Origin of the sequence: Robiginitalea aurantiaca, from assembly GCF_030380815.1 — a bacterium.
GTDB classification, from domain to species: Bacteria; Bacteroidota; Bacteroidia; order Flavobacteriales; family Flavobacteriaceae; genus Robiginitalea; species Robiginitalea aurantiaca.
In genome coordinates, this window is record NZ_JAUDUY010000003.1 from 467,905 (window position 1) to 489,355 (window position 21,451).

The following is a 21,451-nucleotide window of genomic DNA, read 5'->3' on the forward strand; positions in this document are numbered from 1 at the left end:
CCCGCCGGAGTGCATTTCCAGCGGGTTTTTTTATGCCTGGATTTTCCGGAGGATTATAGGATAAATTCCGAGTAAGGGCGGATTACAGCGTATCCCTTTTCCCTGAAGTATTCCTGGTCTTGAGGAGTGCCTGTAGCCAATATAAAATCCCCGCCCCAGGCTCCCAGGCTTTTAATGCTGCCGGGATACTCCCGAAACCACTTTCTCTTTACCGTTTCCATACCCAGGATTTCTGCGATAAGGGTCTCGTGGGCCTCGATGATTTCCCGAAAAGCATCGAGACTACCGGCTTCGGGAATCGCCCTGCTCAGAGACGACACGTCCCTGAGCAGGTGTTCAGGCGGAGCGCCCCGATCCCTGAAACGGGCTATGCCTTCCCGACTGTCCTGCTTTTGATTCAGGTACACAAAAAATAATTGGTCGGCATAGGTTGGATAAAAGGGTGCCGGAGTGATTTCAGGTCCTTTTTGCGGGTTAAGTGTATAAAACAGGGGTCCTTCACTCCGGGCGGAGGCGATATCGTAACCACTGCCTCCCATGGTGCTGGCCAGAAGTGCATAGGGATTGACTTCCGCCCAAAGTCCCAGATTCGAAATAAGTGTGGATGAAGATCCAAGGCCCCATTCCCTCGGAAATTCAAGCAGGGTTTCCACCCGGGCACCCTGAAGTTTTTCCCTGAACCCCGGATTCAATTTCAAGGCAGCAGTTAGGATAAAAAGGAGCCTTCCCCTGATGTCGGACGGAAGGCCTTCCGGATTACCCGGGTTGTGGAATGCTTCCTTTTCGAAATGGGTTTCGAACCACACGGATCCGTCCGGATTTTTACTGATCCACCTTAGGCCTGAATCTGCTGAGGAAGATACGCTGAGCCATTGACCAGGGCGCGTAGGCAACGCAAGTGCGGTGGCACCGTCAAGGACGAGGTATTCCCCGGATAGCAGGAGTTTTCCATGGCTGTAGTACGACTCGGTCATTTTTGGGCCCTGTGGTCTTCCAGTGCTTTTACCACGGCGTTATGGGTCACTGTATTTGTTTTGAAATGTTCGATGAGGTTCTCCTTCTCTTTCTGGGTTGCTGAGAGTTGATTCAGAATGTTGAGCAGGTGCATTTTCATATGGCCCTTCTGGATGCCTACCGTGACCAAAGACCGAAGGGCGGCAAAGTTCTGGGCCAGCCCCGCTACGGCAACGATTTGCATGAGTTCCCCGGCGCTGGGCTTTTGAAGTATCTCATGTGCCAGGCCGACCAGGGGATGCAGGCCGGTAAGCCCTCCAACGGTGCCCAATGCGAGGGGGATGTCCATCCAGAAACGGAATCTGCCATCCCGGACCTCGGCCTGGCTCAGGCTGCGATACCGGCCTGACCGCGCAGCGTAGGCGTGCACACCGGCCTCCACGGCCCTGAAATCGTTTCCGGTAGCCAGGACTACTGCATCCACGCCGTTCATAATTCCCTTGTTGTGGGTCACTGCGCGGTGGGGTTCACAATCTGCAATGGCCACTGCCTGAACCATCCTTCGGGCAAAATCCGCCCCGGAAATTCCCGATTCTTCCCCGAGTTCCGCTACCGGGCACGATACTTCGGCCCGAACCAGGCAGTCGGGCACATAATTTGACAGAATACTCATCAGGACTTCCAGGGGAGGGTCCATGGATGAGAATTTCGGATAAATGGCCGCCTCCCGAAGTAAGGTGGAAGCGAACTGCTCGAGGCAGGAGTTGATAAAATTCGCCCCCATGGCATCAAGGGTCTCAAAGGTGCAGTGCAACTGGTAGTACCCTTTTATATCAGAAGTCTTATCCCGGAGCTCAATCCTTGTGATCCCACCACCGCGTTTTTCCATGTTCCGGGTAAGCGCCTGTGCGTCGCTTCGCAGGATAGGGCGGATCTCCTCGATAAATTCACTGAGCTCTCGGGGATCTCCGAAAAACAGGAAGTGTACCTGTCCAATTTTTTCAGTACCGAGTACCTGAGCGTGGAATCCGCCCCGCTCCAGCCAGAATTTGGCGGCTTTACTCGCGGCGGCCACAACGGAACTCTCCTCGATGGCCATAGGTATGGCGTATAGATTTCCGTTGATCAGGAAATTAGGGGCCACCCCAAGAGGGAGATAGAAATTTGTAAGGGTGTTTTCGATGAATTCGTCGTGCAACTGCTGCAGCTGTGCATCGCTGCTCCAATACTGTTTTAACAACGAAATGGTCTGTTCCGGCTGGGGGGTATATTGCTCGGCAAGCCATTTAATTTTTTCCTCCTTAGAGCGTTTGGAAAACCCTTCAACAGGCTGGTTCATCAATACGTTTTTAGAAGGTCAAATATAGGGATTAAGGGGTAATTCCTCAGAAACCTCAAAAGGGCTTCTGCCGGGGAATAAAAAGCCGCAACTATAGTAGTTTTTGATAAAATATTCATAAACTTGGGAGTTTTAACCCCTTTTTTTAACGATTTATGAAAAAACACTACGGGATCTTAATACTCTTAGTGGTATTCGGACAGGTGCTCGTTGGCCAGCAGAAGAAAATTACCCTCGAGGATATCTGGGGAGGTGCGTTTTCAACTGAGCGTATGGAAGTACTTCGATCCATGAATGACGGACAGCATTATCTCGTCCTCAATGCGGACCGGCAGCAGAACATCAGCAGTATTGATAAGTTTGAATACCGTACCCAGGAAAAGGTTGGGACGCTGGTCCGGACCGATGCTGGAAAAAACATACCCTTTTTCACCTCCTACACGTTTAGCAAAGACGAATCCAAGGTGCTGCTGGCTACTGAGGTGGAGCCGATTTACAGAAGGTCCCGACTGGGGATCTATTATATCTACGACCTTAGCAGTGGGGCCATTCTCAAGGTCTCCGACCAGAAAATACAGGAACCCACACTTTCCCCCGGGGGAGATCAGGTAGCCTACGTGATGGAAAACAACCTGTATATGCTCAATCTGGCGTCCGGAGAGCGCAAACAACTTACTATGGACGGAAGCCAGAACGACATTATAAACGGGGTCACCGACTGGGTATACGAAGAGGAATTCTCTTTTGTACGCGCCTTCGACTGGAATTCAGACGGGGACAAGATTGCCTTTTTGCGTTTTGATGAGCGCGAGGTCCCGGAATTCTCCATGGATGTATACGGGCAGGACCTCTATCCCGCCCCTCATGTATTTAAGTATCCAAAGGCGGGGGAAGCCAATGCAAAGGTCAGCCTGCATATTTACGATGCTAAAACCGGGAGTACGCGTGAGGTAGCCCTGGGTAATCCCCACTACATTCCGCGCATCCAATGGATGAACCATCCGGACCATCTTAGTGTACAAACCCTGAACCGGCATCAGGATAGATTGGTTTTGCATAAGGTAAATACCCTATCCCTCGAGGTTACTACCTTACTCGAAGAAACCGATGCGGCCTACGTAGACGTAACGGATAATTTGACCTTCCTCCCGGATGATCGCTTTATATGGACTAGTGAGCGGGATGGGTTCAATCATATCTACTTATACGATTCGGCCCGTGGGAAGCAGCAGCAACTCACCTCCGGACCCTGGGAAGTAACTTCTTACTATGGGTACGACGCCCGCAAAGGGCGGATTTTTTACCAGTCTTCGGAGCAGGGTTCCATCAACCGGGACATTTACAGCATTTCCGACAAAGGAAGTTCAAAGCGCCGGCTGAGCTCAGGAACCGGAACGAATCAGGCGGCTTTCAGCGCCGATTTCAGTTACTTCATCAATACCTTCAGCAACGTGGATACCCCTCCGGTTTACACCCTGCATAAGGCATCGGATGGAAAACTGGTGAAAGAACTCAAAAACAATCAGGTACTGCTCGAGCGCGTAAAAGGGTACGAAATGGCTCCGAAGGAATTCAGTACGCTTTCCGTAAATGGGAATGATCTGAACATGTGGATGATCAAACCTGCAGATTTTGATCCTTCCAAAAAATACCCCCTTTTGATGTTTCAGTACAGCGGCCCGGGCTCCCAGCAAGTGGCTAACAGATGGTTTGGCGCTAACGACTATTGGCACCAGATGCTGGCTTCAGAAGGCTACATTATCGCATGCGTGGATGGCCGCGGCACCGGACTTAAAGGAAGGGATTTTAAAAAGGTAACCCAACTGGAGTTGGGCAAATTTGAAGTGGAAGATCAGATTGCTGCCGCCCGGCAACTCAGTACCCGGCCATATATCGATGAATCGCGCACCGGAATTTGGGGCTGGAGTTATGGGGGCTTCATGTCCTCCAATTGCATCCTTAAGGGAAACGAGGTTTTCGAAATGGCGATTGCTGTGGCCCCGGTAACGAGCTGGAGGTTTTATGACACGATTTACACAGAACGCTATATGCATACCCCTCAGGAAAATGCAAGCGGATACGACGAAAATTCACCGCTGAACTTCGCAGACCAGTTAAAGGGAAAGTTCCTGCTGGTTCACGGTTCCGCCGATGACAATGTACACGTGCAGAATACCATGCGGATGATTGAGGCTCTGGTGCAGGCGAACAAGCCCTTTGAATGGGCAGTTTACCCGGATCGAAATCACGGCATTTACGGTGGAAATACCAGGCTCCACCTGTATAATAAAATGACCCAATTTGTACTGGATAATCTGTAAAAACCAACTAAACCGATGAATACAAATACTGATGTAGTAGAAGAGAATCAGCTATTCGGACACCCAAAAGGGTTGTTCTATCTGTTTTTTGCTGAACTCTGGGAGCGTTTTAGTTTCTACGGAATGCGGGCCCTGCTTACCCTTTACATGGTCAACGTTATATTCGAAGCACTGGCCGAGCGGGATTATGCGGCGGCTGCAGTGTACTCGAGTTACGGATCACTGGTTTATGCCTCAACAGTTGTAGGTGGAAAAATATCAGATACGATCCTGGGGATGCGAAGGTCCATCCTTCTGGGAGGGCTGCTAATGGCCCTTGGACACTTTGTACTGGCCATTGAAAACAATACGGCTTTCTATCTGGCCCTGGCCCTAATCGTGGTGGGTAATGGATTTTTCAAACCGAATATTTCCACCTTCGTCGGTTCCCTCTACAAGGATGGCGACCCCCGAAAGGATTCGGGTTTTGTTATTTTTTACATGGGTATCAATATCGGAGCCTTTGTGTCTCCATTATTATGTGGCTGGCTTGGACGCGAATACGGCTGGCACTATGGTTTCGGGCTTGCTGGAATCGGAATGCTTGCAGGTCTGCTCTTTTTCTGGAGTGGCATCCGGAAAAATGTATTTGGTGACCGCGGGATGGCTCCAAGTGAAGCCGTACTGGCCAAACAATTGATTGGTGTACCTCAGCGAATCATGGTCCCGGTACTGGCATTTCTGTTCGTGCCCCTGATCGCGTTACTTTTATCTTCCTATCAGCCCCTGAGTGCAGAGGGCGGATTTTTTGACGATCAGAATATTGTAAACATTATTTTTAAGCTGATTGGAATAACCGTACTTGGCTACCTGGGGTATATTATTTTTAAGGCCACGGCAGATGAGCGTAAAAAACTGATCATGGCTGTGCTGATCACCCTGTTTATGACCATTTTCTGGGGCTTCCATGAATTATCAGGAAGTGTGATTACCCTGTTTGCAGATCGGAATGTTAACCTGGAGTGGATCGATGCGGCCCAGTCCAACGCCATTAATCCGGTTTTCATCATCTTACTATCCATTCCGGTATCTTTATTGTTTACCTGGCTTTCCAAGCACAATCTGAACCCAAGAACCCCATATAAATTTGGTCTGGGACTCGCTTTCGCGGGCATAAGTTTTTATGTCCTGGCCCTGAGCGGAGGTAGTGCTGATGAGAACGGGATGGTGCCTTTTTCCTATCTCCTGATCATGTATTTCCTACTCTCGGTTGGGGAACTTTTTATGTCACCCGTGGGGCTATCCAAAATCACAGACCTTTCTCCAAAACGCATCGTCGCTTTTATGATGGGGGTCTGGTTCCTGTCCTCTGCCTTTGCTTTTCAGATTGTAGGTTTTATAGGGAAACAGCTTGCTATCGAAAGTGACAACGCCGATGTTAGCGGTTTTGAAACCCTGGATGTTTATACGGGGGGCTTTGAATTGATAGCCCAGTATGCCCTCGGGGCAGGAATTGTCGTACTGATTGCGGCTCCGCTAATGAAGCGTCTTATGGGCAATGTCCATTAGTATTTGGGAAGGTTCTGCTCAGGTGGTTGCCTTCCCTGTATTTGCTTTTGCTGCCGTTTTAGCATGAAAGCTCCGTCTTTTGCCGTAGCGTGAAAGGGGATTCCTGTTTGTTTACAACTCCTTTCCCATCGGGCCAGGTCGCTCGTATAATTACTGCCGTCCGCAATAACTAATGCAGGTTTTAAGGCATCCAGTACCCGGCCGAAATGTACGCGGGGAGATCCGCTTAACAGCAATAAGTCTGCACGCGGTTCTTCAGGTGAATAAAGCCCGCTACTATCCAGGACCCTCAGGCGTAATCCATCGAGGCTATACCCATTTCTAAGGGAAAAAAAGGATGTAGTATCCAGATTCCAATGCCGCTGTGCATCTCTGATAGCATAGGCTCCGGCAAGGGAATCTTCGCTGAAGACTTTTAAGTGGGGACCTTCCCGTTTCCAGATCATGGTATGCCCTACCTGGTGTGGAATAACCCAGGTCTGATTGCGGTATTTGAGCACTTCCAGAGAGATCCCGGTCACCTGGTAAAGCAAAAGCAGTATTGCAACCCCGGTAAGTGCCCTTTTGAGGCCTGCCCTCAAATAGATTCCGAGAAGGAGTACAGCCAATCCACACAGGATAAATTCCCCTGTGGTGAATGTAATGCCCTCTATAAAAAACACCTCTTTGGCCGAAGCCCATTGTGTGTAGTGGTTCATCGCCCAAAGAAAGTGATCCAGTACCGTGGGCAGTAGAGACGGGAGCACATGGAAAACTTCGAGTGTCAGACAGATCAATCCCGTAACTAAAACAGCTCCGATTCCCGGAAGCAGGACGAGGTTTGACAAAAGAAAAAGCCCCGGAAATTGATGGAAATAATACAGGGTAAACGGCAGGGTACCCAGCTGGGCTGCCAGACTTACGGCCAACAGTTTTCCGGGATAATTCCATGGCCGTTTTTTGAAAGGCCAATACGAAAAGAGGACTGGAAAAAATACCACAATGGAGGCCACCGCGGCAAAACTCAGCTGAAAGCCAACCTGGAACAACCAGTTTGGATTGATTACCACCAGCATAAACATCCAGGAGAGTCCTAAAAAATGAAGGGTTTGTCCCGGGCGTTGCAAGTATAGTGCAAGGGCTACAAAGCTATAAAGCACTACTGCCCGGACCACTGAAGGGCTGAAGCCGGCTATCAGGGCGTAGGCCCACAGTATGGATAAGCCCAGGAAAACCTGTATCATTTTCCCGTAAGGAAGTCTTTTCAAAGGGGCCAGGAAGGTAAAGAGAAAGGCAGCCAGGATACCGACATGAAGGCCGGAAATAGCGAGCAGGTGCAATACCCCAGCCTTTTTGTATGCGGTATGCAGGTGGGGGCTTATCTCGGAGCGCTCACCCAGGAGCAAGGCCTGGGCGATTCGAACCTCATTACTCCCAAGTCCCATATTCCTTAGGGCCAGCAGTAGTTTTGAGCGAAAGGCGGTCAAAGGAGAAACTCCGCTGCTCAGGTCTGTGCCGGAGTGGAAGAATGCATCCTCTGTAAGTCTTAAACGACTGTGAATTCCCTGGGATTTCAGATAGGCCGCATAGTCAAAAGCCCCTGGGTTCAGGGGTTGCGCAAGGTCCCCGGGTAATACAGGGGTATGGATCTGTTGCCCGGGAGACAGGGCTGTCGCCAAGCTGTCTGCTTGGATTTCCAGGAGGATTTTTCCTTTGGTTTTAGAGTTGTCTACAAACTGGGCTTCGGCCGTATACCTTTGGGCAAACCGTCCTGGTTTAAGGGTTTCGAGAATCCTGACCTGAAGTGCTTTTACTTCCGGGCGCACGTGATTCAGATAGTGGTCAGGCTGGTTTTCGGGCAAAGCTATTGCCATGCTCAAGAGACCTATTCCCATGCATGACAGACCGGAAAGGATCCAGAACCCTTTTCTGAGTACGCCCCTGAGGGTAAGAAATAATAAGAGTAAGGATGCTGCAGCCAGGACAGAAGATAAAATCAGGCCCGGACGCAGCTCTACAGCTGTTACCACACCAGCGGCAAGCATTCCGGCCAGATAAAGAGAGGCAGCAGTATGGGTGGACATCGCTAATACAAGCGGGTTGCTTTGACAAAGGCGTGATTCCAATACCCTTCACGCAGGGAGGATACAATTACCCCCCGGGAAGTAGTGGAGTGAATAAACTTTACTTCTTCATCTTTTACGTCGACCACCAGGCCTACGTGATTGATTTTTTTTCTTCCCCTGCTGGTTTTGAAGAACAGAAGATCTCCCTTCTGAACCTTTTTTACCTTTACTTTCTCTCCTTGTTCGGACAGCATTTCTGAAGTTCTGGGAACCGAGATGTCGTGTTCCAGGAAAGTGGTGTATAACAAGCCGGAGCAGTCCATGCCTTTGCGCGTTGTCCCGCCGTATTTGTACCGAACCCCTGTATACGTCAGAGCGGTTTCAACAACGGCATCTGCAGGAGATTCGGTGGGGGATGGAGGGGGTTCTGAAATTACCTCAGCCTCGGATTCCACGGTCGGTTCAGGGGTGCCGGCGGGTACGTGAACTTTTGGGTTTTCGGAATAACTCGTGTTCTTTTTTACCACGCCACAGCTGGTCAGAAATACGCAGCTTACCACTAAAATATAGGTCTTTCTCATCGCTGACGGCGTCCTTACGCCAGAGCTAAGTTAGGAATTTCGACAAAAATCCGTCGTTTTGGCCGACAGACAGGAGTAAAATTAGGACCCTTTACTGAAATCGACTATCAGTTTGGCAGCCTTGGCACTGGCCCCCGCCCCCCCGAGTTTCACACGTAATTCCTGACAGGCCGAAAGTTGGGCTTCACGCCCTGCTCCGGAGAGGATTTTGTCCAGTTCCACGGCCAGATTTTCGGGATGTAGGTCTTCCTGTATCAGTTCTGTTACCACCATACGATCCATGATAAGGTTGACCAAAGAGATATAATCCAGGGTAATCAGCCTTTTGGCAATCTGATAGGATATCCAATTCCCCTTATAACAGACGACCTGCGGCACTCCTAATAGTGCGGTTTCCAGGGTTGCGGTCCCGCTGGTGACAAGGGCGGCATGGGCAGAATTTAAAAGGGGATAGGTTTGGTTTATGACCAGGCTGGCATCGTGACGCTTGAGGAATGGCTCGTAAAAATCGGCCGGGGTGCTCGGCGCACCGGCAATTACGAATTGATACTGCGGATATTTCGGGCTCAGGGAAAGCATGACCGGGAGCATAGTTGAGATTTCCTGAGGGCGACTACCGGGCAGCAGCGCAATGATTGGTTTATCAGGATTCAACCCGTGTTGTTTTTTAAAGGCCACGGGATCGATTTGCGGCCGATCCTTCAGGGCATCGATAAGGGGATGCCCCACGAAGTGCACAGGCATATCGTGTTTATTTTCGTAAAAATCCTTTTCAAAAGGAAGGATGACGTACATGGCATCGATATCCCTTTTTATTTTGCGGACCCGCCCCTCCCGGGAAGCCCATACCTGAGGGGATATATAGTATTGGGTTCGGTAACCCTTTTTATGGGCCCATTCGGCAATCCTGAGGTTAAAACCGGAAAAGTCTATAAAAATAAGGGTGTCCGGGTTAAAGGTTTCGATGTCCTTCTTGCAAAAGGAGAGGTTCCTGAATATTTTCGGGAGGTTGGCGATGACTTCCAGAAAGCCCATAAAGGACATCTCCTTGTAGTGCTTCACAAGCGTTCCTCCTGCCTCCTGCATACGGTCTCCCCCCCAGCAGCGCACCTGGGCCGAAGGGTCCTCCCGGAAAATGGCCTTGATCAGGTTGGAGCCGTGAAGATCGCCTGATGCCTCGCCAGCAATGAGATAGTATTTCACGCTAAAATATTTTGTAATAGAGTATTACCAAGGCCGTAAGGACTGTTGCCAGCAGGACTCCCCGGGCGCGTTCGTCCCTGCGGATTTTCAAAAAACCAAAAAATGCGATGAGGTTCAGAATTGCTCCCAGTGCGAGCAGACTGCCTATTTGTTCCGCTTCATGAGCCGCCTGAATGCTTTCGACGATTCCCAGATCAGAAAAAAACAGGATATATATCAGGACGCCGATGGAGTTTGCGATGATTCCTACGGCAAATCCTATGGCCATTTCTTTGTATCTGAATTTTTTATTCATTGAGGGTCCAATTGTTAAGGTCCTGTATTGCGTGATGGGCAGTGAGGTCGAACTGTGTCGGCACCACACTGACGTATCCCTGGCTCAACGCCCAGTGGTCTGTGTCTTTTCCTTTATCCAGCAACTCAAATTCACCGGTGAGCCAATAGTATTCCCGCCCTCCCGGACTCATCCGCTTGTCAAACCGCTCTTTCCAGTTTGCCCGGGCCTGCCTGCAAATTCGTATGCCCTGTACAGGCTGGCCTTTTGTTCTCGGGATGTTGACATTGAGAACAACCCCTGGGGGAATACCGTTATTCAAAGCCTCGGCAGTGATTTTTAAGATGGCTTCCCTGGTTGGGGTGAAATCCGCGTCCCAGGAGTAGTCGCAAAGTGAAAACCCTATAGCCGGAATCCCTTCAATGCCTGCCTCTATGGCAGCACTCATTGTGCCGGAATAAATGACATTTATCGAGGCGTTAGAGCCGTGATTTATCCCGCTCACGCAAAGGTCGGGCCTTCTTGGGAGGAGTTCCTGCAGGGCCAGCTTAACGCAGTCCGCGGGGGTTCCGCTGCAACTGTATTCTTCAGGGGCACCATGTTCAGGATCGATGACCACCTTTTTGGAATACAGGGTGCTGTCAATGGTGATGGCATGTCCCATCCCCGATTGCGGACTGTCCGGAGCCACGACCACAACATCGCCTAATTCCCTCATAAACCTTATGAGCATACGCAGTCCGGGAGCGGTAATTCCGTCATCATTGGTAACCAGAATGAGGGGTTTGGACATTGACTATACTTTAAGTGGCAAAAATACGTTTTTCATAAGATAGGGCTCCCGGTTGCCCGGATTAACAAAAATTTAATGGCAATCTTCAGGACTGGCATGGTTTTTTCAGTAATTTAGGGAGTTCATTATCAGACGAAAGGGTAAAATTTAATTGCCTGAAAAAAGAAATAAATGAAAAGAAATTTTGTATTTGCTTTTTTGATCCTGCTAATCGCTGTAGCCTCCTGCAGTTTTACCAATCGGTCCCTTGAGACAGATGACAAGGACAAGTTATTGCTGGATCTGATTACATATGTTTTAGAGCGGGGCCATTACGAACCAAAAGATATCAATGACGGATTCTCGGTAAATGTTTTTACCGATTTTATCGATGAACTCGATCCGACCAGGCGCTATTTTATGGCGGAGGATCTCCAGGAATTCGAACAGTACAAATATCAGATTGACGACCAGATCAAGAATACGGATATTTCTTTTTTCAACATCGTCTATGACCGGCTGATGCTCCGTATGGAGAATGCCCGGGAAATTTACAGGGAGGTCCTCGATACGCCTTTTGATTACAACCGGGAGGAATTTATCGATGTCGATTACGACAATGTCGGTTATGCCAGCAGTCGGGAGGAACTTCTGGAGCGGTGGAGAAAACAGCTCAAATACGCAACCATCGGAACCTACGATTCCAAACTATCCCTTGCTGACGGGGACGCGGACGAGAAACTCACCCCTGAAGAAGCCGAAAAGGTAGCCCGTGAAAGTACACGGGAAACACTTGAAGACTATTTTGAATTTATCGATGAACTGGAACGCAAAGATTGGTTTGTCCAGTACATCAATACCATTGTCGAAGAGTTCGATCCGCATACCCTTTATTTTGCTCCCGAAGAAAAGGAACAGTTTGACGTTCGGATGTCCGGTCGTTTCGAAGGAATCGGGGCACGGCTCCAAAAACAGTCAGAAGGGGCCAAGATTGTCGAGATTATTTCAGGAGGTCCGGTATGGCGGGACAGTCGCCTGGACGTAGGTGATGAAATCCTCAAAGTGGGGCAGGATGGAGAGTCTCCGGTGAATATTATAGGAATGCGCTTGTCTGATGCCATCAAACTGATCAAGGGTCCCAAGGGTACTACGGTAGACCTTACGGTCCGCAAAGTTGATGGAACCGTGGAAGTGGTTTCCCTGATCAGAGATGTCGTGGAATTGGAAGAATCCTTTGCAAAATCTGCAATGATTATAAAGGAGGATCAGAAGTTCGGCCTTATCAACCTGCCGCAATTCTATGTGGATTTTAACGATTACAACGAACGAAATGCCGCTTCTGACGTCGCCAAAGAAATTGACCGACTCAAAGAGGAGGGGATACAGGGTCTGGTACTCGATCTCCGCGACAACGGTGGGGGGTCCCTGAAAACCGTTGTCGATATGGCAGGTCTTTTTATTGAGGACGGCCCCGTTGTTCAGGTGCGCTCCTCGGCAAAAGACAAAGAAATATACGAGGATAAAGATGAGCGCATCCAATGGGATGGCCCACTGGTGATTCTCGTCAATGAGCTTTCGGCTTCGGCTTCCGAGATCTTGGCAGCGGCAATGCAGGATTATAAGCGGGCCGTTGTTATCGGCAGTAAACAGACCTTTGGCAAGGGGACGGTCCAAAACCTGATCCCATTGGAGAGCATTGTACGAAGCAATGAGTACGGAGATCTCGGGGCGATAAAGCTGACGACACAGAAGTTCTACCGCATTAATGGAGGTTCTACCCAGTTAAAAGGTGTGGAGAGCGATGTGGTGGTCCCGGACCGCTACAGTTATATTGACCTTGGGGAGCGGGATCAGCGAAATCCGCTTCAATGGGATAAGATCAGCCCGGCAAAATATCAGGCCTGGGAAGGGTATATCGATTACGAAACGACCATATCGAAGAGTACCGCACGTATGAAAGCACATCCTCAGATAGCCCTTATAGAGGAAAATGCACTCTGGCTTAAGGAGCAGCAGGATGAAACAAAGGTTCCCTTGAGTTATGACCAGTACCTCGAAAGGGAGAACCAGAATAAGGAAAAATCACAATACTTCAGGTCCCAGATGGAATACGATTCCAAGTTGAATTTCAGCTCCCTGACCTATGAGCGGGAATTGTTCACCCAGGATTCGGTATTGCGCGAAAAGCGGAACCGCTGGCACAAAAACCTGGCCAAGGATGTGTACGTTGAAGAAGCTGTAAACGTCCTTGAAGACCTTAAGATCAACAACTTCAAAAAGGGGAAATTAGCGGGACGGGTACAGGGATAGTACCCATACGCCGGAAGGAATGCACGGGGGCCTCTTTTCGGCTTCCCTTGTGCGTTTTGTGTTTGAAAGTACCCTAAACCTGATACTTTGTTGAAATGGCAGGAAGTCGTATTTCCAGAAAACAATGGACGTATATTCTGCTGTTTTGGATCGTGGTAGTCGGTTTCTGGTGGCTTGAAAAGCAATTTCCCGACGATCCTTATAAATCCGATTCCGACCGGGTCGAAACTTCGGTCTTTCCAGAGGATTTCCTTCCGTATTATCAAGGTGGAGTTCAGGTGCTTCACGATTACTATCTCCTGTCCTATGTTGAAAAATACGAACAGTCCGCCTGGGTAGCCTATACCCTGGATAAAGCCCATTTAACCACTGACCAAAGAGTACGCCCCTATTATGTTCAGGATCCCGAAGTGCCTTCGGGTTCGGCCCACTGGCGGAATTTTAAGGGCTCCGGCTACGACCGGGGGCATCTTTGTCCTGCAGGGGACCGCAGGTTTTCTGAAACGGCCTACAACCAGACTTTTTACACCAGTAACATCAGTCCTCAAGATTCGCGTTTTAATGCGGGAATCTGGAATGAACTGGAACAACAAATACGCAGCTGGGCCAAAAAGTATGGAAGGGTGTATGTGATCACCGGAGGCGTTTTGCGCAATGACCTGAATACCATTGGGGAGGAAGGCGTTGCAGTTCCCGAGGCCTTTTACAAGGTGGTGATCCGCAAGGCGGGAGATGACATCCGGGTCCTCGGGTTTTTAATGTCCAATGCCGATTCCGACAGGCAGATTCAGGAATTTGTGATTCCCCTGGATGAGCTCGAGGCACTGAGCGGGCTGGATTTTTTCCCTGAGTTCTCAGAAGGGGTACAGCAGTCGCTGGAAGGGGATATCGCTTTGAGATACTGGGATTTCTAGTTCCATTCCTTAAGCCTGTTGGCATCCAACCTCAGAAATATAAAAAGGAGTAGTGTAAACCCAATGAGTCCCGAGCCTCCATAACTAAAGAACGGCAGCGGGATTCCAATAGTTGGCAGCACTCCGATCACCATACCGATATTGATGAAGTAGTGGATCAGGAGTATTGAAACTACGCCATAGCCGTACATTCGGCTAAAAGGGTTCTTCTGCCGTTCGGCCAGGTGGACCAGACGCAACAGGAGGATCGTAAATAGCAGCACTACGGCGCTGGTACCCACAAAACCCCATTCTTCCCCCACAGTTGTAAAAATGTAGTCCGTGTGCTGTTCTGGAACAAAGTCGCCCTTGGTGCGGGTACCTTCCAGAAACCCCTTTCCGAAAAATCCACCCGATTCGATGGCCTTTTCAGACTGATAGGTATTGTAGCCTATTGTCTTGCGTATTTCCTCCAATTTATCGGGGTCTTTTTCCAAGCGCAACCACAGGCTGAACCGATCTCTGTGGCGCTGCTCAAAGACATTCTCAAAAACAAAATTTACGGATAGGGAAAACAGAAGGGTCAGGACGTAGACCCCGATTATCGGCACAAAAGGAATGCGGACCGAAGGTTTTTTGATCAGGAATACAATGGCAACAATGAGGGCCAGGCCGATGGCGACCCACACGGTTCCGAACATCAGGGTGGCGATAAAAATAAGAATAGCCAGAAAACCAACGCCGAGATACCACAAGGGGAGTCCCTCCCGAAACAAAACGAAGATGAGGGAAAAAAACACCAGGGCACTCCCCGGGTCGGGTTGCGGAATAATCAGGAGGGCGGGAAGAATAAAGATCAGCAATGACATCAGTTGGTCTTTCCGCCTTTTGATATCGGTTTGGATGTCACTCAGGTATTTGGCCAGGGCCAAAGCCGTTGCGGTTTTGGCAAGTTCAGAGGGTTGCAGGTTGAAAAACCCCAAATCGTACCAGGAAGTTGCTCCGGCAATGGTTTTTCCAAAAATGAAAAGACCGAGAAGCAGGACTAGGGAAATGATATAGAAGACACTGGAGAAGCGTTCGTAAAAGCCCGCTTCAAGGGCCATGACCAGGACAATAGCGGCAAGGCTGATCCCAATAAAAAGAAATTGTTTGCCGTAGAGTTGACTGAGATCAAAGATAGAGGTGCTGTCTTCCGTAAACGTACTGGAGTAGATATTGAGCCAGCCTATGCTGATGAGCAGAAAAAAGATCAGGACACAAACCCAATCAACCCGCCGCAGCGCACTGTTACCAGACATACTCGTTTATCTTGAATTCGGATCCGGAATAGGGTTTTGCATATTCGTGTTCCAGGGTCTTCTCGAGCATCCGCTTTTCGAGGTCTTTTCGCGTAATCTCTCCCTTGAGGTACTTTTCAATCAGCAGGGATGCGATATGGCCTGCATATCGCGCACCGTAGTATCCATTCTCGATGTAAACGGCAATTGCGATTTTAGGGTTATCCACTGGGGCAAAAGCCACAAAGATGCTGTGGTCCGTCAATTGGGTGCGCTCGCCTTCGATTCGGGTAAAATTCTCGACGGTTCCGGTTTTACCCGCAATTTGTATCCCCGGGATCTGTAACCATTTTGCCGTACCTTTTTCGTAGACATCCGCCATGCCCTGGACGACCGGTTCAAAATGTTCCGGATCGATGGTGGAGTACTTGCGCTGGGTGTACTCTGGCTTATCTATTGGCTGGTCCCCGATCTGCTTTAGGAAATGCGGAGTGTAATAAAAACCCCGGTTGGCTATGGTAGCCGTCATATTGGCCAGTTGAATAGGTGTCGCGGCCACTTCACCCTGCCCAATAGCATTGGATATGATGTACGTGGAGGACCATCGGCCATCCCCATAGACTTTATCGTAATAAGCTTTGTTCGGGACGCGACCCGGCCGTCCTGTGGGAAGGTCATAGCCGAGATAATCCCCGAGCCCAAAGCTCTTCATATGCTTTTCCCAAACTTCCATGGCCTTATCCGTAGTTTCGAAACTCTCGTAAAACTTCCGGAAGGTCCCTGCAAAATATGCGTTGCACGATTTGTAGATCCCACTGTTCATCGTTCTCAGGCCACCACCACAATGGCACCCTCGTTTTGTCCTGCCTACATAAAAACCATTATAGCAGCGAAAGGTAGTCTCCGAATTGATTACACCTTCCTGTAAGGCCGCCAGGGCCTGCAGTGTTTTAAAAGGGGATCCGGGAGAAGGCTCAGCGAGTATGGATCGGTCCCAGGTAGGCTTGGAGATCGTATCGTTGTGGAGTCCGCTGTAATTTTTAGAGCGCTCACGGCCCACCAGGAGTTCCGGAACATAAGTGGGGCCGGATATCATGGCAAGGATTTCGCCGCTCCCCGGTTCAATGGCAACAATACCGCCTCGTTTTCCCGTCATCAAACGCTCCCCGTATTCCTGTAATTTCTTGTCCAGACTAATGTGAATCTCTGTGCCTGCTTTGGCAAGGGTATCCAAACTGCCATTTTTATAGGGCCCAATCACGCGATTAAAGCGGTCTTTTTGGATGTATTTTTTTCCTTTCCGACCCCTGAGGATTTCCTCGTATTGTTTTTCGATACCGGTTCGTCCGGTAAGCTCACCGAGTTCATAATAGGGATTGCTGTTCAGGTCCCATTCATTGACTTCACTAATATAGCCCAGGACGTTGGCCCCGGCATCGGTAGCGTAGTCCCTGAGAGACCTTTTCTCAATATAGAACCCCCTGTATTTGCGCATTTTTTCCTGCAGACTGGCGTAGTCCTCCTTTGAGAGTTGCGGAACCAGTACGGATGGCAGGCGAGGGGAGTAGATCCTGGCCTTTTCCATCTGTTTTATAAAGCGCTCCTTTGTAATTCCGAGCATGGAGCAGAACTCGAGCGTATCCAGCGGTTTTACATCTCTGGGGACGACCATCACATCATAAGCAGGCTGGTTGGCGACCAGAAGATCTCCGTTTCTGTCATAGATATACCCGCGTTCAGGATAGTCATATACAATAGTGACAGCAGGGTCTTCCAGGATCTGGTTGGGGGACATGCGGAACACCTGCAAGTAGGACAACCTGCTTAGGAATGTAATTCCTATCAGGATGATGATCGAAGACAGTACCAGTTTTTTCATGGGGTTACCCGGTAATGTTAGTTATTCCTTCCTTCCCGAAAACAGTGAGATGAGCAGTACTCCGAATACAAACGTACTGATGCCCGTAAATAATATCCGTTTCAAAATTAAGAGCAAATTCGGCAAACTAAAAATTTCCAAACCAAAGAATGTCAGGTGGTGGATCACTATTAATAACGCCAAAAAACTATATTGTTGTACCCGGGTTGAATTGGCAATTCGAAAATTCTGAAATTCCATGTTCACTCCAAAAACAAAGCGCATGATGGGGAACCTGAAAAAGGCCGTCGTCAATGAAGCTGCCGTGTGAAGCGCCATGGTATCCGAGAACAGGTCTACGCTAAATCCGAGAATAAAGGAAAGCCCGATCAGTACCGTGCGGTTCTCCTGTACGGGGTACCAGAAAAAGAACAGTATATAGATCATCGGATTGATGCTCCCGAGGATATTCAGGTGGTTAAACACAAGCACCTGGGCTAACACCAACCCTATAAACTGTATGGTTCCCCAAACGTACTTATCTGTCATTGGCAACCTCTTTTTCCAGATTCAGTACTTCGGGTCTTTTTCGATTCCTGATGATGTAGGCATACCTCAGGTTTGTCATGTCATTAAACAGGTGGACATTGATTTTGTAGGAACTCCCCGCCTGATTGAGTTCAATTTCGTCAATTGTTCCGATGGGGATATTCTCGGGGAAGATGCTGGACATGGCACCGGTGACAATGGTATCACCTACTTTCATCGGAGCCGGGTCCAAACGCGGAATATCCTCTAACTGCACTACTCGATAGTCTTCCTGATCCCATTTCAGGGATCCGAAATAATCGGTATGCAGGATCTTGGCATTGATATTCGACTTTGAATTCAGGACACTTTGTACGGATGAAAACCCGGAACTGCTTTTTTCCACAATACCGAGGATGCCTTTGGATGTGATTACCCCCATGTCCTGTACAATACTGTCACTGCTTCCCCGATCCAGCGTGATATAATTATCAGGTTCCGCATAGCTGTTTTTGACCACGCGTGCCGGAAAAACCTCATAGGTTAAACTGGCGGTGTCCATTTCTATGGTGTCCCTGGGGTCAATATTGAAAAGCAGCGATCGGAGTCGTTGGTTTTCCTCGAGAAGCTTCTGGTTTTCCTCGTTCAGATTGAAATAGCCGCGGACCGAGGCATTCATACCGTAGATATTCCCGGAGAGCCAGTTTGCCGAATTGAAATACCGGGCCTGATGGTAGCTGCTATTCTGGATGGTGAGGAAAATGGAGATGATAAAGAGGAGTACGTAGAGCAGCGTATTCTTATTGTTGAGAATAAAATTAATGATGCGTTGCATGCACGTACCCTAAAATATATCAGCGGGAAATAGGTTCCCCGCCCGAATTACTTAATGAGGATGCTCTTGTATCGCTCCAGGTTTTTAAGCGCAATACCCGTGCCCCTTACCACGGCCCGAAGCGGGTCTTCTGCAATATAGACGGGCAGATCTGTTTTCTGCGACAGGCGTCGGTCCAGACCTCTGAGCATAGAGCCTCCCCCAGCCAGATAAATTCCTGTATTGTAAATGTCCGCAGCCAATTCGGGCGGCGTTTGCGAAAGTGTTTCCATTACGGCATCTTCAACCCTCAAAATGGATTTATCCAGTGCTTTGGCAATCTCCCGGTAGGTAATTGAAACCTGTTTCGGCTTTCCGGTCAGCAGATCACGTCCCTGTACGGACATTTCATCCGGAGGGGCCTGAAGATCCTCAGTTGCGGAGCCTATTTTTATTTTGATATTCTCAGCAGTGCTTTCACCCACATAAAGGTTGTGCTGGGTGCGCATATAATAGATGATGTCGTTTGTAAAGACATCTCCCGCAATCTTAACCGATTTGTCACACACAATACCGCCCAGGGCGATGACGGCGATCTCCGTGGTTCCACCACCGATATCCACGATCATATTTCCCTTAGGCTGCATGATGTCCAAACCAATACCTATGGCCGCAGCCATTGGTTCGTGGATGAGGTAGACTTCTTTGCCGTTTACGCGTTCTGCGGACTCCTTTACCGCCCGCATCTCCACTTCAGTAATCCCTGAAGGAATGCAGATAACCATCCTGAGTGCAGGAGGAAACCATTTCTTCTTCAGAGCCGGAATGTTCTTGATGAACATGTTGATCATCTTTTCCGAAGCATCAAAGTCCGCGATAACCCCATCTTTGAGGGGGCGAATGGTTTTAATGTTTTCATGGGTTTTTCCCTGCATCATATTTGCCTCCCTGCCCACGGCTATAATTTTCCCGCTTATGCGGTCCCGTGCTACAATAGATGGACTGTCCACGACAACTTTGTCATCGTGAATGATCAGGGTGTTTGCTGTGCCCAGATCTATGGCTATTTCTTCAGTCAGGAAATCGAAAAATCCCATTCGCGTTTAGTTAGGTTCCCGATGAACGGGCTAATTTTATCGTCAAAAGTAGTAAAATTAATGCTTAAAATGACGTGTACCTGTCATTACCATTGACATCCCATTTTCGTTGCAGTAATCGATGCTGAGCTGGTCCTTTATCGATCCGCCTGGCTGGATTACAGCCGTAATACCATTATTGCCGGCAATCTCCACACAATCCGGAAAAGGGAAAAAGGCATCACTTGCCATAACCGCGCCTTTGAGGTCAAAGCCGAAAGAGTTCGCTTTATGGATGGCCTGGTTCAGGGCATCTACGCGGGAAGTCTGCCCCGTGCCACTTGCGCAAAGTTGTTTGTTTTTTACTAGAACAATAGTGTTGGACTTCGTATGCATGCAGATGCGGGAAGCAAAAAGCAGATCTTCCCTTTCCCTATCCGAAGGCTCCATTTTAGTCGCAACAGTCAGGTCTGCTTCCTGGTCTGTTTTAAGATCGCGATCCTGAAACAGAATTCCGTTGAGGCACGTACGTATCTGCGTCCCGGGAAGTTCCCAGTGTTTCTGAACCAGCAAAATCCTGTTTTTCTTGCCTTTTAAGATTTCAAGGGCATCGCTATCGAAAGCCGGGGCAATTACAACTTCGCAAAAAAGGCCGTGGATTTTTTCAGCAGTTGCCAAATCGATGGTCTTGTTACTGATCAGGATCCCGCCAAAAGCCGATACGGGATCTCCGGCAAGGGCATCCGTATATGCCTCGGAGAGGGTAGGTCTTGAAGCCAAACCACAGGCATTATTGTGCTTCAGGATGGCAAATGTCGGTTCGTCATCCTTGAATTCCGCCATTAAATTTACGGCAGCATCAATATCGAGTAAGTTGTTGTAGGAAAGTGCTTTTCCGTGAAGCTGGTCGAACAAGCCGTCAAAATCGCCATAAAAGCGACCCTCCTGGTGCGGGTTTTCGCCGTAACGCAGGCTTCTGCCATTTTGCTGACTCAGTTTAAAGGCAGGAATTTCAGCAGTCCGGTTAAAATAATTGAAAATTGCGCTGTCGTAGTGGGAGGAAATATTAAAAGCCCGAGCTGCAAATGCCTGTCTTTCTTCGAGTGTGGTTTCCCCCCCGGAGCGTTCCAGGAGTTCCTGCAATGGCCCGTAGTCTTCCATTGAAGATACACAGAGGACATCCTGGTAATTCTTTGCTGCAGCGCGAATCAGGGAGATCCCCCCTATATCGATTTTTTCAATGATGTCTTGTTCTGAGGCCCCTTCTGCCACTGTTTTTTCAAAGGGGTATAAATCCACGATCACAATATCCAGAGCCGGGATTTCATAGGCCGTGAGCTGTTCCTGGTCTCCATCCAGGTGTCTTCTCCCGAGGATTCCTCCAAATACTTTTGGATGCAGGGTTTTAACACGACCTCCCAGGATAGACGGGTACCCTGTGATGCTTTCCACAGCCGTCACGGGCAGTCCGAGGTTGCGAATAAAGGTTTCGGTACCACCGGTTGAGTACAGGGCTATCCCTAACTCGTGAAGTTTGCGCACAACCGGCTCCAAACCGTCTTTGTGGAATACGGAAACTAGGGCAGCACCTGCTTTTTTGGAATCGCTCATTATTTAGGAATTGAATGGGTTTTCAGGAGAGCAAAAATACTCCT

The 21,451-nt window shown here is 49.0% G+C and carries 17 protein-coding genes; 4 read left to right on the forward strand and 13 right to left on the reverse strand.

The window, feature by feature from the left end:
- Positions 1-53 precede the first annotated feature (53 nt).
- Together QU605_RS08540 and QU605_RS08545 are read right to left on the reverse strand one after the other, a co-directional pair.
- On the reverse strand, positions 54-974 hold the full coding sequence (locus QU605_RS08540; RefSeq protein ID WP_289724868.1) for a GYDIA family GHMP kinase: 921 nt from the start codon (positions 972-974) through the stop codon (positions 54-56).
- Positions 971-2,293 carry a hydroxymethylglutaryl-CoA reductase, degradative gene (locus tag QU605_RS08545; protein WP_289724869.1) on the reverse strand — a complete coding sequence of 441 codons (1,323 nt, stop codon included), beginning with the start codon at positions 2,291-2,293 and terminating at the stop codon, positions 971-973. Before QU605_RS08545 ends, QU605_RS08540 begins: the two co-directional genes overlap by 4 nt.
- A 155-nt stretch (positions 2,294-2,448) precedes the next feature.
- On the opposite strand from QU605_RS08545, the gene QU605_RS08550 reads away from it, so the two are divergent.
- Both QU605_RS08550 and QU605_RS08555 read left to right on the forward strand, forming a co-directional pair.
- Positions 2,449-4,614 carry a S9 family peptidase gene (locus QU605_RS08550; protein WP_289724870.1) on the forward strand — a complete coding sequence of 722 codons (2,166 nt, stop codon included), beginning with the start codon at positions 2,449-2,451 and terminating at the stop codon, positions 4,612-4,614.
- A gap of 15 nt (positions 4,615-4,629) precedes the next feature.
- A complete protein-coding gene (locus QU605_RS08555; RefSeq protein WP_289724871.1) occupies positions 4,630-6,162 on the forward strand; it encodes a peptide MFS transporter in 1,533 nt (510 codons plus the stop codon).
- Here QU605_RS08555 and QU605_RS08560 read toward each other — a convergent pair.
- The 5 genes from QU605_RS08560 to surE form a co-directional block, all read right to left on the reverse strand.
- Positions 6,159-8,225: a ComEC/Rec2 family competence protein gene (locus QU605_RS08560; protein ID WP_289724872.1), complete on the reverse strand. Its 2,067-nt coding sequence runs from the start codon at positions 8,223-8,225 to the stop codon at positions 6,159-6,161. The genes QU605_RS08555 and QU605_RS08560 overlap by 4 nt on opposite strands.
- Before the next feature lie 2 nt (positions 8,226-8,227).
- Positions 8,228-8,788: a C40 family peptidase gene (locus QU605_RS08565; RefSeq protein WP_289724873.1), complete on the reverse strand. Its 561-nt coding sequence runs from the start codon at positions 8,786-8,788 to the stop codon at positions 8,228-8,230.
- A gap of 81 nt (positions 8,789-8,869) precedes the next feature.
- Positions 8,870-9,991 (reverse strand): lipid-A-disaccharide synthase, encoded by a 1,122-nt coding sequence (gene lpxB / locus QU605_RS08570; RefSeq protein WP_289724874.1) that lies wholly within the window; start codon positions 9,989-9,991, stop codon positions 8,870-8,872.
- Position 9,992: 1 nt separating this feature from the next.
- Positions 9,993-10,286, reverse strand: a complete 294-nt coding sequence (locus tag QU605_RS08575) for a hypothetical protein (protein WP_289724875.1) — start codon at positions 10,284-10,286, stop codon at positions 9,993-9,995.
- The gene (gene surE / locus QU605_RS08580) at positions 10,279-11,058 is read right to left on the reverse strand and encodes a 5'/3'-nucleotidase SurE (protein ID WP_289724876.1); all 780 of its coding nucleotides are present in this window, start codon (positions 11,056-11,058) and stop codon (positions 10,279-10,281) included. Before surE ends, QU605_RS08575 begins: the two co-directional genes overlap by 8 nt.
- Positions 11,059-11,229: 171 nt before the next feature.
- Between surE and QU605_RS08585 the strand changes: the two genes are divergently transcribed.
- Both QU605_RS08585 and QU605_RS08590 read left to right on the forward strand, forming a co-directional pair.
- The gene (locus tag QU605_RS08585; RefSeq protein ID WP_289724877.1) at positions 11,230-13,347 is read left to right on the forward strand and encodes a carboxy terminal-processing peptidase; all 2,118 of its coding nucleotides are present in this window, start codon (positions 11,230-11,232) and stop codon (positions 13,345-13,347) included.
- A 95-nt stretch (positions 13,348-13,442) separates the two neighbouring features.
- On the forward strand, positions 13,443-14,261 hold the full coding sequence (locus tag QU605_RS08590) for a DNA/RNA non-specific endonuclease (RefSeq protein ID WP_289724878.1): 819 nt from the start codon (positions 13,443-13,445) through the stop codon (positions 14,259-14,261).
- Here the strand turns inward: QU605_RS08590 and rodA are convergent.
- From rodA to purH, 6 genes are read right to left on the reverse strand one after another with little or no spacing between them, the layout of a single operon-like run.
- On the reverse strand, positions 14,258-15,541 hold the full coding sequence (gene rodA / locus QU605_RS08595) for a rod shape-determining protein RodA (protein WP_289724879.1): 1,284 nt from the start codon (positions 15,539-15,541) through the stop codon (positions 14,258-14,260). The genes QU605_RS08590 and rodA overlap by 4 nt on opposite strands.
- The gene (locus QU605_RS08600) at positions 15,531-17,399 is read right to left on the reverse strand and encodes a peptidoglycan D,D-transpeptidase FtsI family protein (protein ID WP_289724880.1); all 1,869 of its coding nucleotides are present in this window, start codon (positions 17,397-17,399) and stop codon (positions 15,531-15,533) included. The genes rodA and QU605_RS08600 overlap by 11 nt, the downstream gene beginning before the upstream one ends.
- Before the next feature lie 21 nt (positions 17,400-17,420).
- A complete protein-coding gene (locus tag QU605_RS08605; protein ID WP_289724881.1) occupies positions 17,421-17,927 on the reverse strand; it encodes a rod shape-determining protein MreD in 507 nt (168 codons plus the stop codon).
- The gene (gene mreC / locus QU605_RS08610) at positions 17,917-18,741 is read right to left on the reverse strand and encodes a rod shape-determining protein MreC (RefSeq protein WP_289724882.1); all 825 of its coding nucleotides are present in this window, start codon (positions 18,739-18,741) and stop codon (positions 17,917-17,919) included. The genes QU605_RS08605 and mreC overlap by 11 nt, the downstream gene beginning before the upstream one ends.
- 47 nt (positions 18,742-18,788) lie before the next feature.
- Positions 18,789-19,817 (reverse strand): rod shape-determining protein, encoded by a 1,029-nt coding sequence (locus QU605_RS08615; protein ID WP_289724883.1) that lies wholly within the window; start codon positions 19,815-19,817, stop codon positions 18,789-18,791.
- 57 nt (positions 19,818-19,874) lie between these two features.
- Positions 19,875-21,407 carry a bifunctional phosphoribosylaminoimidazolecarboxamide formyltransferase/IMP cyclohydrolase gene (gene purH / locus QU605_RS08620; protein WP_289724884.1) on the reverse strand — a complete coding sequence of 511 codons (1,533 nt, stop codon included), beginning with the start codon at positions 21,405-21,407 and terminating at the stop codon, positions 19,875-19,877.
- Between the last annotated feature and the right edge of the window lie 44 nt (positions 21,408-21,451).